This window comes from Mucilaginibacter myungsuensis, from assembly GCF_015222005.1.
Taxonomy (GTDB): domain Bacteria; phylum Bacteroidota; class Bacteroidia; order Sphingobacteriales; family Sphingobacteriaceae; genus Mucilaginibacter; species Mucilaginibacter myungsuensis.
This window is the reverse complement of the sequence record NZ_JADFFL010000006.1, coordinates 187,118-199,897: the sequence shown is the minus strand read 5'-3', so window position 1 is coordinate 199,897 and position 12,780 is coordinate 187,118. Positions and strand designations below refer to the sequence as shown.

12 protein-coding genes are annotated in these 12,780 nt (G+C 47.8%); 8 read left to right on the top strand and 4 right to left on the bottom strand.

Annotated features, from left to right (window positions below):
• Positions 1–65 precede the first annotated feature (65 nt).
• Positions 66–974 (top strand): cation diffusion facilitator family transporter, encoded by a 909-nt coding sequence (locus IRJ16_RS16300; protein ID WP_194112681.1) that lies wholly within the window; start codon positions 66–68, stop codon positions 972–974.
• Between the two features lie 264 nt (positions 975–1,238).
• Here the strand turns inward: IRJ16_RS16300 and IRJ16_RS16295 are convergent, their stop codons facing one another.
• Positions 1,239–1,739 (bottom strand): DUF5606 family protein, encoded by a 501-nt coding sequence (locus IRJ16_RS16295; protein WP_194112680.1) that lies wholly within the window; start codon positions 1,737–1,739, stop codon positions 1,239–1,241.
• A 94-nt stretch (positions 1,740–1,833) separates the two neighbouring features.
• The gene (locus tag IRJ16_RS16290) at positions 1,834–2,295 is read right to left on the bottom strand and encodes a peptidylprolyl isomerase (protein ID WP_194112679.1); all 462 of its coding nucleotides are present in this window, start codon (positions 2,293–2,295) and stop codon (positions 1,834–1,836) included.
• A 296-nt stretch (positions 2,296–2,591) separates the two neighbouring features.
• On the opposite strand from IRJ16_RS16290, the gene IRJ16_RS16285 reads away from it, so the two are divergent.
• On the top strand, positions 2,592–3,704 hold the full coding sequence (locus tag IRJ16_RS16285; RefSeq protein ID WP_194112678.1) for an AI-2E family transporter: 1,113 nt from the start codon (positions 2,592–2,594) through the stop codon (positions 3,702–3,704).
• Between the two features lie 95 nt (positions 3,705–3,799).
• Here the strand turns inward: IRJ16_RS16285 and IRJ16_RS16280 are convergent, their stop codons facing one another.
• The gene (locus IRJ16_RS16280; RefSeq protein ID WP_194112677.1) at positions 3,800–4,219 is read right to left on the bottom strand and encodes an OsmC family protein; all 420 of its coding nucleotides are present in this window, start codon (positions 4,217–4,219) and stop codon (positions 3,800–3,802) included.
• Between the two features lie 75 nt (positions 4,220–4,294).
• Positions 4,295–5,368, bottom strand: a complete 1,074-nt coding sequence (gene namA / locus IRJ16_RS16275; RefSeq protein WP_194112676.1) for an NADPH dehydrogenase NamA — start codon at positions 5,366–5,368, stop codon at positions 4,295–4,297.
• Between the two features lie 130 nt (positions 5,369–5,498).
• Here namA and IRJ16_RS16270 point away from each other — a divergent pair, with 130 nt between their 5' ends.
• The 6 genes from IRJ16_RS16270 to IRJ16_RS16245 all read left to right on the top strand — a co-directional run bounded on the left by IRJ16_RS16270 (position 5,499) and on the right by IRJ16_RS16245 (position 12,761).
• On the top strand, positions 5,499–6,662 hold the full coding sequence (locus IRJ16_RS16270; RefSeq protein WP_194112675.1) for a carboxypeptidase-like regulatory domain-containing protein: 1,164 nt from the start codon (positions 5,499–5,501) through the stop codon (positions 6,660–6,662).
• A 94-nt stretch (positions 6,663–6,756) separates the two neighbouring features.
• Complete coding sequence (locus IRJ16_RS16265; protein ID WP_194112674.1) at positions 6,757–7,917, top strand: carboxypeptidase-like regulatory domain-containing protein; 1,161 nt, start codon at positions 6,757–6,759, stop codon at positions 7,915–7,917.
• Positions 7,918–8,043: 126 nt separating this feature from the next.
• Positions 8,044–9,159, top strand: coding sequence for a carboxypeptidase-like regulatory domain-containing protein (locus tag IRJ16_RS16260; protein WP_194112673.1), 1,116 nt, complete (start codon positions 8,044–8,046; stop codon positions 9,157–9,159).
• A gap of 12 nt (positions 9,160–9,171) precedes the next feature.
• A complete protein-coding gene (locus IRJ16_RS16255; protein WP_194112672.1) occupies positions 9,172–10,275 on the top strand; it encodes a carboxypeptidase-like regulatory domain-containing protein in 1,104 nt (367 codons plus the stop codon).
• A gap of 195 nt (positions 10,276–10,470) precedes the next feature.
• Positions 10,471–12,393, top strand: a complete 1,923-nt coding sequence (gene dnaG, locus IRJ16_RS16250) for a DNA primase (protein WP_194112671.1) — start codon at positions 10,471–10,473, stop codon at positions 12,391–12,393.
• Complete coding sequence (locus IRJ16_RS16245; RefSeq protein WP_194112670.1) at positions 12,393–12,761, top strand: YraN family protein; 369 nt, start codon at positions 12,393–12,395, stop codon at positions 12,759–12,761. Before dnaG ends, IRJ16_RS16245 begins: the two co-directional genes overlap by 1 nt.
• The last annotated feature ends 19 nt before the right edge of the window (positions 12,762–12,780 follow it).

The following is a 12,780-nucleotide window of genomic DNA, read 5'->3' as shown; positions in this document are numbered from 1 at the left end:
TGTCATCGGTAGGCTTCAGTTGCAAACTGAAGCCAGAAGGGAACGTTATATATACGATAAGCACCATGCCACACGAACACGATCACCACGGACACGACCATAGCCACGCCGTTAAGCTGGACCATTTGAATGCCGCCTTTATTTGGGGCATCGTGCTCAATATGGGCTTTGTTGTGGTGGAGGCTGCTGCGGGTTTCATCACCAACTCATTGTCACTGCTGACAGATGCCGGGCATAACCTGAGCGATGTAGCCAGTTTGGCTCTTGCATTAATGGCTTTTAAGTTGGCTAAGGTAAAATCGAACAAGCGTTACACTTATGGCTATAAACGGTCAACCATATTTGTATCGTTCTTTAACGCGCTGATCTTGCTGGTGGCTGTAGGCTTTATTGCCTACGAGGCCGTCATCCGCTTCGGACACCCCGAACCGATGGAAGGCTGTACGATAGCCTGGGTGGCTTTCGTAGGCATTGGGATCAACGGTTTCACGGCGTGGTTATTTATGAAAGACAAGGATCGCGACCTGAACGTGAAAGGTGCCTACCTGCACATGGCGGTGGATGCCATCGTATCCTTAGGCGTGGTGGTTGCCGGTTTGATCATAAAATTTACGGGATGGTATTGGGTGGATGGCGCGGTGAGCCTGATCATTGTCATTGTCATCATCGGCGGTACCTGGGGATTGTTGAAGAACAGTCTGCGGCTGGAAATGGACGGCGTGCCTGTAGATATCGAATTGGAGACCATCAAAACTGAATTATTAAAAGTCGACGGCATTGTTGGTGTGGAGCATGTACACGTGTGGGCATTAAGCACTACCGAGATCGCGCTTACGGCGCATGTTAGGATAGCCTCATCTGATCTGCATGCGTTTGACAAGATCAAGCATGACCTTCGGCATAAGATGGAGCATTTGGGTATAACGCATTGTACCTTTGAGCCGGAGCCCCCTAACCCCCTGAAGGGTGAGTAGACCTGATCGTCATTGCTTCGTTCCTACGCATCACGGGTTTTATTAGGGTGTCATGGTGAGCGCGTCGAACCATGGTGCGGTGGCTTGACACTTTGCAAGTGGTAACCGTGCATATCGACCATTCCCTGCGCACGTCGCCCTTCGACGGGCTCAGGGTGACACCCCTTGTCATATCAGCTTGGGAATCTAAGAACTCGACATGTTGTGTAAAAAGGGAAAACCCGAGGTTCATCACCTCGGGTTTTCCCTTTATGCTCGCTAAGCTTACTTAGCCGGCTTCTTAGCAACAGGCTTTTTCTTAGCAGTAGTTTTTTCATCTACATTGTCCTCAACCGCAGTGGTCTCTTCAACAGCCGGAGTTTCGTCATCCGCAGCAGCAGGATCAGCCTCGTCAAACAACGGTAAACCCTTCAATATACCGAACCAGCTTACGATCTTCTTCATGTCTGATGCGTAAACTTTCTCCTCGTCGTGGCCGGGGGCAACTTCGCGGAAAAATTTGCGTAGTGTAGTGCCGTCAGCTTTAGCGTCAGGTACAGATGCTACGCCCTTGATACGGTCCAACACGTCCTTTAAACGGATGTCTTCGTCATCCCCAAAAATGGTGATCTCGTCTAAAGCGGCCAGTTTAGCGGTAGAGATGTTGGCTACCAGCTTGGTCTTTTTCTCGTCGAGGCTTTCTAAAATGAAGCCTGTTTTATTTTGCGATAGCGCTTTCCACAAACCCGGTTTGCCCGATACCGCTACTATTCCTTGTAAATTCATTTTTGTTAGTTGTCAGTTAATCAGTTAACCGGTGATCAGTTGACCGGTGGTCAGTTACATAAGAACTGGTCACCGATCAACCGGTCACTGATCACTATCCTTCAATTACTTCTACAGACAAGATCTTATCACCCTGTTTGATATCGTCAACAAGGTCAACGTTCTCGATCACCTTACCAAAGCAAGTGTGGTTACGATCTAAGTGAGCGGTATTATTACGGCTGTGGCAGATAAAAAATTGTGAGCCACCTGTATTACGGCCGGCATGCGCCATTGATAACACACCACGATCATGGTATTGGTTCTCGCCGGTCAATTCGCAATCGATATGGTAACCCGGACCGCCCGAACCAGCTTTGTAAGCGGTAGACGGATCTTTAGAGAAAGGGCAACCGCCTTGTATCACAAAATCAGGCAATACACGGTGAAAAGTTACACCATCGTAAAAACCTTCTTTAGCTAATTTTTTAAAGTTGGCTACTGCTTTAGGCGCGTCGTTCTCGTAAAACTCAACGGTCATGTCGCCTTTGGCGGTCTTGATTATTGCTTTGCTCATTGTTCTTAAATTTAAAAGAGGTCAAAGGTAATGATTTTTAATAAAGGCGGATAGGTAAAAAATGTTGGGGCGAAGTGGATATTTTTGTGTCACTGAATTGCAGAACCACGTCGTTGCGAGGGACGAAGCAATGTATACGATCAAGGGTCGACTCTGCAAGTACACTCTGCTATCGTAGCAATCGCTTCGCTCCGCTATCAGGATCAGGCCGATCGGTTGTGATCTGCACAAAACTCCTTCATCCTGAAAACAATTGGGCCGATCTGCTGCTTTGCTGTGTATTAAAACTATTGATCATGACGTCCCCTAAGACAAAAGAGTATCCTTTTTATTTTCAGACCACTACCGTGCTGTTAGGTTTGGTATTGGTCGTATTCATCTGCTCGGTACTTACCGACCTGCTGGTACCACTGGCCTTCGCCGCCTTCCTCTCCATTTTGCTTAATCCGCTATGTAACCGTCTGCAAAAATGGGGTGTGTCGCAGATCTTGGCCATTATCCTCACCCTTACTATAGCGGTAATATTCGTGTCGGCCCTGTTTTACTTTTTAAGTACCCAGATAGCGCAATTCACCGAGTCGTTGCCCATGTTAAAGTCTAAGTTCGACAGTATGAGCCACGACCTGCAACAATGGATAGAGCACAAATTCGGTATAGCTACCAAAAAGCAGACCGGTATGATCCAGGATGCCTTGAACAACAGCCAGGCGATGGTGGGTAAAACAGTAGGGACGCTGTTAGGTACATTAAGCATTATTTTTTTGCTGCCGGTGTACATGTTCCTGATGCTTTATTACAAAACGCTGATACTTAATTTCATCTTCGAGATATTTAAAGAAGAGAACTCCAAGAACGTTGCCGAGATCTTAACAGAGACCAAAGGCGCTATCCAAAGTTACATTGTAGGCCTGTTGATAGAGATGCTCATCGTGGCGGCTATGAATTCGGTAGCATTGCTATTATTGGGGGTTAAGTACGCTGTACTGATCGGTTGCATTGGCGCTATACTTAATCTGATCCCTTACTTGGGCGGCATCGTGGCGATATTACTACCCGTACTGATGGCCACTGTTACCAAGGACGGTTTCACTACCCAACTGGGAGTGATCGGCGCATACGCGGTCATCCAGTTTATCGACAACAATATCCTGGTGCCACGGATAGTATCATCTAAAGTGCAGATCAACGCACTGATATCCATTATTGTGGTGCTGTTGGGCAATCAGCTTTGGGGTGTGTCGGGCATGTTCCTTTCCATCCCGATCATCGCAGTGCTCAAGATCATTTTTGACCGTATAGACGACCTGAAACCATGGGGCAAACTATTAGGCGATACCGTCCCTACTCACGTAAAACGCTGGGGGCGCAAGCCAAGTGTTTCCGAAAAGATAGTTGAAGGGAAGAGTTGAGTAAGAGTCAAGACACAAAACAGAAACGGCCTGAAAGATCTTCTTTCAGGCCGTTTCTGTTTTGTCAGATGCTCTATGTGTTTTTACAGACCAGCTTATGCGTAGGTCACGTTTAAAGTGATAGGTACGCTCAATGCTTTTGAGATAATGCAACCGGCTTTAGCGCCTTCTGCAACTTCTTTAAATTTTGCTTCGTCAACGCCGTCTATCACACTGGCTTTCAGTTCCAGGTGTATGCCGGTCACGCTTAGGGCCTGCATATCCAGATCAAGGATAGCGTCGGTGGTCAGATCGCCCGGAGTGAAGCCAGCCTGAGTTAATGCTGCGCTTACAGCCATAGTAAAGCAGCCTGCATGTGCGGCAGCCAGTAATTCTTCGGGGTTAGTGCCCACGCCATCGGCAAAGCGGGTCTTGAAAGAGTATTGTGTTTTGTTCAACACGGTGCTTTGTGTGCTGATCTCGCCCTGGCCATCTTTTAATGTGCCGTTCCAATGTGCATTTGCTGTACGTTTCATGGTTATGTTATAATTATAATTGATGTGAAAAGAACCCGAATATAGGGTTTTGATTTTTGACTTTAAACTTTTGAATTAATCGCGCCATTTCGCCCGTTCATATTGCTCAGGCCATTTTATTTCGTAACCCAGTTCATGCGCCGCACGGAGCGGGAAGTTAGGGTCGCGTAATAATTCGCGGGCCATCAGGACCAGGTCGGCCATGCCTTCCTGCAAAATATTTTCGGCTTGTTGTGCATCGGTGATCAGGCCGACGGTCCCGGTGGCTATCTCTGCTTCGCGACGGATCTGATCGGCAAATTGCACCTGGTAACCCGGACTAAGGGGTATTTTAGCCAGCACGTTGCCACCGGTCGAGGTATCGATAATATCCACACCTTTTTGTTTCAGCAGTTTAGCTAACGCAACGGTCTCTGTGATATCCCAACCTCCTTCTGTCCAATCGGTAGCCGAGAGTCGGACGAACAGCGGCAGGTCATTAGGCCAAACTTGTTTCACCTCGTCAATGGTCTCTAATAAAAATCTTGCCCTGTTCTCAAAAGATCCGCCGTATTCATCGGTACGCTGATTACTAAGCGGCGACAGGAATTGGTGGAACAGGTAGCCATGCGCGCCGTGCAGTTCTATCAGTTTGAAACCTGCTTGCAGGGCCCGGGCTGCTGCGGCTTTAAAATCAGCTTTTATTTTTTCGATGCCGGCTTTATCCAGTTCGGCAGGCGCTTCAGCATCATTGCCGAAAGGGATAGCGCTGGGCGCTACGGTCTGCCAGCCGTTCGGCTCATTAGACGGGATCTGCTTTCCGCCCGCCCAAGGTTGCTGGTGACTGGCTTTGCGGCCGGCGTGGGCCAGTTGCGTACCCGCTATGGCGCCGTGTTGATGGATGAAATCGGTTATCTCTTTTAGCTTTGGGATGTGCTCGTCTTTGTAAATACCAAGATCGGCAAAGCTGATGCGGCCCTCGGGCGATACTGCTGTGGCCTCGGTAATGATCATTCCCGCGCCACCTACTGCACGGGAACCCAAATGCACCAGATGCCAGTTATCGGCAAACCCGTCCGTTGCAGAATACTGGCACATCGGCGATACCACAATGCGATTGCGTAATTCAACGCTTTTTATTTTGAAGGAAGTGAACAGTAAAGGATCCATATATCAAATGTAGTTGAGTAACCTCATTTTAAGGTTAGGGTTTTGTCATAATATTTATATCGCTTATTGATGACCCGGCTATTGCATTTATCCAAATTTTTTGCTATCTTTATTCTCCCCAATAAACCTTATGCGCCAAGCCTTCTTGTTTGTTTTCCGTACCCTTGCTATAGTTGCGTTCAGTTTTTTTGCGCAAGGTACTGCCTTTGCACAAAGCTTAAGCATATCCGGCAAGGTTATCGACGAGCAAAAACTCCCCATGCCATCGGCCACCGTATTTTTAGGCGGTACAAAAAAGATCACCGCTACCGATGTTGACGGTAAATTCAGCTTCCGGGGACTTAGCCCGGGTTCGTACATTATTACCGTCAAGATGGTTGGCTACACGCCATACTTCCAAAACGTCACCATTAAGGAAAGTATGACGGATATCGTCATAGAGATGGAACCGAACGCAACCGCTCTGCGCGAGGTAAAGATCAGTGCCGACGATAAAGAATGGCGCAACAAGTACGCGCTATTTAAACAGTCGTTTTTAGGCACTACCAAGAACGGCCGCAAGTGCAAGATCATTAACCCTACCGTACTGCGGTTATGGTACGAGAATGGCAGGAACCAGTTGAAAGGCAGCAGCGACGATTTCCTGATCATCGAGAATCCCGAACTTGGCTATCGCGTTAAATACCTGATCAAAAAGTTTGAGTACGACCACCGCATGGTGACCACCAATTACGATGGCGAAACAAGTTTTGAGGACATGGATGGAACGCCTGAACAAAAGGCCAAATGGCAACAGAACCGGCGCGATGCCTACTACGGTTCGCCGATGCATTTTTTCCGCGCGGTTTATGCAGGCAAGCTAAGCCCAATTAACGAAGGCTTTTTGGTGCGGGGCATTATGGAACCTTACGCTTTAGCAAATAACGAGATGATCCAACGCATGCGACCGCCCGTGATCATTGATCCGCATCCTGTCAAGCTGGATACTATTGTAACAGTGTTGGATAGCGGCTTCGTCGCCTTGAAATTTCAGCGTGATATGTTTATTAGATTTAACAAAAATGGCGGCCCTTTAAAGATGCTGAAAATTGCCGAGAGTGGTAATAACGGAGAGGTGAGTTTTGACACCGAGGCATCGATCATGCAGCTATCCGGTGGCGAGGTTATTATTGATAGCCGCGGTAAGGTGGCCGGCGATATGTCTTTACTGATCGTGGGCAAGTGGGGCTATCTGCGTATTGGCGATCTGCTGCCTTTCGAATACCGGCCAGATCCGCAGGGGAATAGCCGATAAACTTACAGATCAAACCTTTCGTTATGCCGTTAGTCAAAACATTTCGAGTTTGTGATATACTCGCCTACTATTAAACCTTATTAGTCCATTTTTTATGTCAATTTTCCGCACCCTTATCATAGCTGCGTGCTGTTTCTTTACGCACAGCATCGCTTTCTCACAAACATTAAGCATATCGGGCAAAGTTATCGACGAGCAAAAACTCCCTATGCCATCGGCTACCGTGTTTTTGAGCGGTACAAAAAAGATAACCGCTACCGATGTAGATGGTAAATTCAGTTTCCATGGACTTAGTGCGGGGGCGTACATCATTTCGGTAAAGATGATCGGCTACACGCCATATTTCCAAAGCGTGACCATTAAGCAAAGTCCCAGCGGCCTGGTGATCCAGATGAACCCAAACCCAACGGCTCTGCGCGAAGTAAACATCAGCGGCCGCGATGAGGAATGGCCGGAAAAATTCGCATTGTTCAAAAGATCATTTTTAGGCATTACCAGAAACGGTCTACGGTGCAAAATACTTAACCCCACAGTGCTACAACTACGGTATCTGAATAATAAGAACCTGCTCAAAGCCAGTAGCGACGATTTCCTGATCATTGAAAATCCTGAACTTGGTTACCGCATTAAGTTTTTGCTTAATTCCTTTGAATACGACCTCAATTCGCAAGGCACCAAATTTAATGGCGAAAAAAGCTTTGAGGAGATGACAGGCTCACCACAACAACAAGCTAAGTGGCAGCAAAACCGGTTTAAAGCCTATTACGGATCGGCTATGCACTTTTTCCGTGCGCTTTATAATGGTCCGCAGGCACCGATAAAAGAAGGTTTTTTGGCACGCGGCATTATGAAATGGTGGGAGGTCAGGAACGAGCAACTTGGCCAACGTTTGCGGCTTCCGGCAAAGGCCGACTCGCTCCCGATCAAATTCGATACGATCGTAACGGTGATAGATACCTCTTTCATCGAATTAAGATTTAAACGAGATCTTATCGTCCATTATGACCCCCAAAAAAGCCTTTTAAAGAAGCTTTCCAACAGTGAAAATGCCAGGAAGGGCGAAGTTACCTTTGATCATGATGAACAATCTATTTTGACACCTCCCGATAGCGAAGATGCTTTTGCCGAAGCCCTTATTGACAGGAGTGGAAGGATAGCCAACAATGCGAAAATGGTTATAACTGGTCGCTGGGGTTCAATGCGCGTAGGGGACCAATTACCATTCGACTATCAACCCGATCCGCCTAAAAAGTAAAATGTTCAACCTGCTTTTTGGCAGACTCGTTATTGCATTTATCCAAACTTTTCGGTATCTTTACTTTCCCCGATAAGCCTCATGCATCAAACCTTCTTGTCTTTTATCCGTACCCTTACTATTGTTATGTGCTGTTTTTTTGCGCAGGGTACCGCTTTTGCACAAACTTTAAGTATATCCGGCAAAGTTATCGACGAGCAGAAACTCCCTATGCCATCCGCTACCGTGTTTTTGGGTGGCACCATGAAGATCACTCCTACGGATGTTGACGGAAAATTCAGTTTTCAAGGACTTAGCGCGGGATCGTACATTATCACCGTAAAGATGATCGGCTACACGCCATACTTTCAAAATGTGACCATTAAAGAAAGTATGGCGGATATGACGATCGAAATGAAACCCAACCCTACAGCCCTGCGCGAGGTGGTGATAAAAGCTACTGATAAGGACTGGGACGCTAAGTACAAGCTGTTTAAAGAATGCTTTTTAGGCTTAACAAAAAATGGGCGTAATTGCAAGATTGCTAATCCCGAGGTGCTACGATTGAATTACGACGAGGATGACCGATCGATGCTGAAGGGTAGCAGCGACGACTTCCTGATCGTGGATAACCCGGAATTGGGCTACCGGGTAAAATACCTGCTTAAGTTTTTTGAGTATAACGGCCGCGTGGGTGTCACCAATTACGATGGCGAGACCAGCTTTGAAGATATGAGCGGAACAGCCGTTCAAAAAAAGAAATGGCGTGAGAATCGGCTAAAAGCGTACTACGGTTCATCTACGCATTTTTTCCGCACCATCTTCAACAACAAGCGTACTGCCGTTAACGAAGGTTTTTTAGTGCGGCAACTGATCGGTCGCTATCAAAGCAGTAATGCCGACTTTAACTCGCGCATGCGCCCGCCGGTGAGTATTAACCCTCGGGCGGTCCGCTTTGATACCATCCTGCGGGTGATCGATACCTCGTTCATTTCTTTGAAATTCACCCCCGACCTTTTTATCAAGTACAGCGCAAAGGGCGGGGCGCTCAATATGCTCTCGATAGATGAGGGCGGCCAAAGCGGCGAGGTTGATATGACCGATGATTGCAGTGTACTGCGCCTGCCCGAGGGCGAGGCCATTATTGATAACCGAGGCAAGGTGGCCGGCGAGATGCCATTTTTGATGATAGGCAAATGGGGCCGCATGCGCATAGGCGATCAGTTACCTTTTGAGTACCGGCCCGATAAACCCGGTAAATAACCTTTTAATAATATGACACTACCCGATCTTAAAACACCTTTGCTGAGTATACTGCTGTTCTTGCTCCCGCTTTTGGCAAGCGCGCAAACTAAATTCACCATTAGCGGCAAGGTCACCGGCGAAAAGGGCGAACCGATGCGGGCCGCCACCGTATTCATCAACGGTACTACCCGCATTATGCCGACGGATAACAACGGCACATTCGCGTTCCCAAGCCTGGCACCGGGCAGCTATCAGGTATCGGTACAAATGCTGGGCTACCACGCGGCGACAGCAACCGTCGAATTGATACAAAGGTCGGCTGATATCAGTATCAGCCTAAAGATTAAACCCACTGCATTGCGGGAAGTAGTGATCGGCAACAAGGCTAACCTGAGCGAATATTACTCGCTATTTAAACGCGAACTTTTAGGCGAGAGCGATAACGGCCGCAGTTGTAAATTGCTGAATGAAGAAGTTGTGAACCTGACCACTGGACGGCAATATTTAACGGCCGACGCCGACGACTTTTTGATCGTGATGAACAACCGCCTGGGGTATAAGATCCGTTACCAGTTAAAAAGTTTCAGGCATACGCTTGGCAGCAATTACAGCACCATTGCCGGCGACGCCGTGTTTGAAGAAATGGACGGCACCGACAAGCAAAAAAAACAATGGGCCAAAAACCGGGCGGATACATATAAAGGATCGCTCCGCCGTTTTTTGCGTGCTGTTTACAAAGGCAACGTATTGCAGGAGGGCTTTACCGTTCACGCGCGTTTTGATGAGCCTAAAAACTCGGCACCAGGATATCTTTATATCGACCATCGCCCTGCCAATTTTGATACGCTGACAAAAGTGGTGGACAACGCTTTTAAAACGCTGCATTTTAAGATGATGTATGCCAACTACGACCCTAAAAAAGCAGCGTCGTTTAAAAACCAGGGGGAACCATTTAAACTACGCAGGATAGTGCGGGCCGTGACCAGCACGCTTTTGAGTATGGACGAGCGCCCGGTTAAGATAGACAGGGCGGGCAATTGTATCGATTGCAACATCAGCCAGAACGGTAAATGGGGGCTGATGCGTTTGGGCGACCAGCTACCAAGCGACTATAAACCCGAAGGAACGAATTAAAGCGGTCGAAAGTCGCCCGTGAGAAAACGGGCGACGGATCAGGAATAAAGAATGGAGACCCGATCGACCAACGAACCATACTTGCAGTCAATACGTTAAAAAGATATTAACTTTTTGCGGTGCCATTTGTGGAATACTCAATAGTAACTCGCGCCGTGGGTTAAGCGTTTTCCCGTACATTTGTACCCTGCAAATATGATCACCAAACCCACCATCGACCGTATAATGGAAGCCACAGATATTGTGGAGGTGATCGGCGAATTCGTTCAGCTGAAGAAACGCGGGGCCAATTATATTGGTCTGTCGCCTTTTGCTAACGAGCGTACGCCGTCGTTCACGGTGTCTCCGGCTAAAGGCATTTTCAAGGATTTCTCTACCGGCAAGGGTGGCTCTGCGGTAACCTTTTTAATGGAGCTGGAGAAATTCAGCTACCCCGAAGCGTTAAAGTGGCTGGCTAAAAAGTACGGTATAGAGGTTGAAGAGACCCAAACATCGCCGGAGAATAAAGAAGCCGAGAACCGCCGCGAAAGTTTGATGATCGTATCGGGGTACGCCGCTAAGTTCTTTCAAGATAGCATGTGGGAGACCGACGAAGGCAAGGCTATCGGCCTCAGCTATTTTAAAGAGCGCGGTTTTACTACTGAGACCATCAAGAAATTCGAACTGGGTTACTCACCCGATCAGTGGGAAGCTTTCTCGGCCCAAGCCTTAAAAGAAGGGTATCAGGAAGAATTCATAGTAGAGAGTGGTTTGTCGGTCAAGCGCGATAACGGCAACCTGTACGATCGTTACCGTGGCCGAGTGATGTTCCCGATACATAGCTATACCGGCAGGGTGATCGCCTTTGGTGGTAGGACGCTTAAGACCGATAAGAACGTACCAAAATACGTGAACTCGCCCGAGAGCGAGATCTACCATAAATCGAACGTATTATACGGATTGAACTTTGCCAAGAAAGCCATCCGCGATGAGGATAATTGCTATTTGGTAGAAGGCTATGCCGACGTGATATCGGTACATCAGGCCGGGATAGAGAATGTGGTGGCATCATCGGGCACGTCGTTAACGGTAGAGCAGATCAAACTGATCGGCCGCTTGACCAAGAACGTGACCATCCTTTATGACGGTGATGCGGCAGGTATTAAAGCATCGCTACGCGGGTTGGACCTGATATTGGAAGAAGGCCTGAACGTGAAGGTGGTCCTGTTCCCCGACGGACACGATCCGGATACCTATGTGCGCCTGTTAGGCAGCAGCGCTTTTAAAAAATATATCGACGATAACCGTAAGGATTTTATCCTTTACAAGACCGATATCCTGCTGAAAGAGGCCGGTAAAGACCCCATCCTGCGGGCAGGTGTGATCCGCGAGGTGGTAGAAAGCATCGCCAAGATACCTGATTCGATCAAGGCGTCTGTATTCATTAAGGAATGTAGCAGGGTGATGCAGATAGACGAGCGCGCCCTGCTTACCGAACTGAACAAGATGCGCCAGGCTAAAATGCGCAAAAATGATCAGCCTGACTCTTTCCAAACGCCTTACGAGGATGCGCCGATAGCTACCGAGATCGAGCGTACGGCGACCGAGGCTGATGGAGAAACTCAGGAAAAAGAGATCATCCGCTTGCTGTTATTGTATGGTAACAAAATGATCGATTGGGATGGCATCACCAATACTTACATTGGCCCGTTCATGATAGCGGAATTGAGCGATGTAGAATTTGACCATCCGTCCTGTAAGCAGTTTATCGATATTTATAAGTCGGAGATTGATCAGGGTAAACTGCCCGATGAGCAGTACTTTATCCACTACCACGAAAAGCAGGTTGTTGACCTTACGGTAGATATGATCGCTACCCGCTATATGCTGAGCGAGAATTGGCTGGATATGCACAGCATTTTTGTGCCGGGCGAGGAGTTGAAACTGCGGGCTGCGGTATTGGGCGCAATCTTCCACCTTAAAAAACAAAAGGTAGGCAAGATCTTGAATAAATTGTTGGCCGATCTGCAAACCAGCACCAGCGAGACAGACCAGGAGATACTGCAAAGCCAGTACATCTTTATGAAAAAGGTGGAGAAGAAGATCACCGAATATTTCGGCACCGTTATATCTAAATAATGGCATCGCACAACGATCTTGGCCGCAAAGGCGAAGCATTAGCCAAAGCCCACTTGGAAGCTACCGGTTACGAGATCATGGACGAGAACTGGTGCCACGGCAAAGCCGAGATCGATATCATCGCCTACAAGAACAAACAGATCATTTTCGTGGAAGTAAAAGCCCGCAGCGGTAATTATTTTGGCGAACCCGAAGATTTTGTGGACAAGCGTAAGCAAAAACTAATAGCCACCGCCGCCGGCGAGTATATTTACCTGATGAACCACCAGGGCGAAGTACGATTTGATATCATCGCTATCCTGATCCAACGTGAGGGCACGCACAGGTTAAATCATATCGAGGATGCGTTTTGGCCCGCGGGTCAGTAGTTATTTGTTTAACCACGAA

Coding starts and splice junctions, on each gene's coding strand:
- IRJ16_RS16300 (WP_194112681.1), top strand. CDS start 66: ATGCCACACGAACACGATCACCACGGACACGACCATAGCCACGCCGTT.
- IRJ16_RS16295 (WP_194112680.1), bottom strand. CDS start 1,739: ATGAATTTACAAGGAATAGTAGCGGTATCGGGCAAACCGGGTTTGTGG.
- IRJ16_RS16290 (WP_194112679.1), bottom strand. CDS start 2,295: ATGAGCAAAGCAATAATCAAGACCGCCAAAGGCGACATGACCGTTGAG.
- IRJ16_RS16285 (WP_194112678.1), top strand. CDS start 2,592: ATGACGTCCCCTAAGACAAAAGAGTATCCTTTTTATTTTCAGACCACT.
- IRJ16_RS16280 (WP_194112677.1), bottom strand. CDS start 4,219: ATGAAACGTACAGCAAATGCACATTGGAACGGCACATTAAAAGATGGC.
- namA (WP_194112676.1), bottom strand. CDS start 5,368: ATGGATCCTTTACTGTTCACTTCCTTCAAAATAAAAAGCGTTGAATTA.
- IRJ16_RS16270 (WP_194112675.1), top strand. CDS start 5,499: ATGCGCCAAGCCTTCTTGTTTGTTTTCCGTACCCTTGCTATAGTTGCG.
- IRJ16_RS16265 (WP_194112674.1), top strand. CDS start 6,757: ATGTCAATTTTCCGCACCCTTATCATAGCTGCGTGCTGTTTCTTTACG.
- IRJ16_RS16260 (WP_194112673.1), top strand. CDS start 8,044: ATGTGCTGTTTTTTTGCGCAGGGTACCGCTTTTGCACAAACTTTAAGT.
- IRJ16_RS16255 (WP_194112672.1), top strand. CDS start 9,172: ATGACACTACCCGATCTTAAAACACCTTTGCTGAGTATACTGCTGTTC.
- dnaG (WP_194112671.1), top strand. CDS start 10,471: ATGATCACCAAACCCACCATCGACCGTATAATGGAAGCCACAGATATT.
- IRJ16_RS16245 (WP_194112670.1), top strand. CDS start 12,393: ATGGCATCGCACAACGATCTTGGCCGCAAAGGCGAAGCATTAGCCAAA.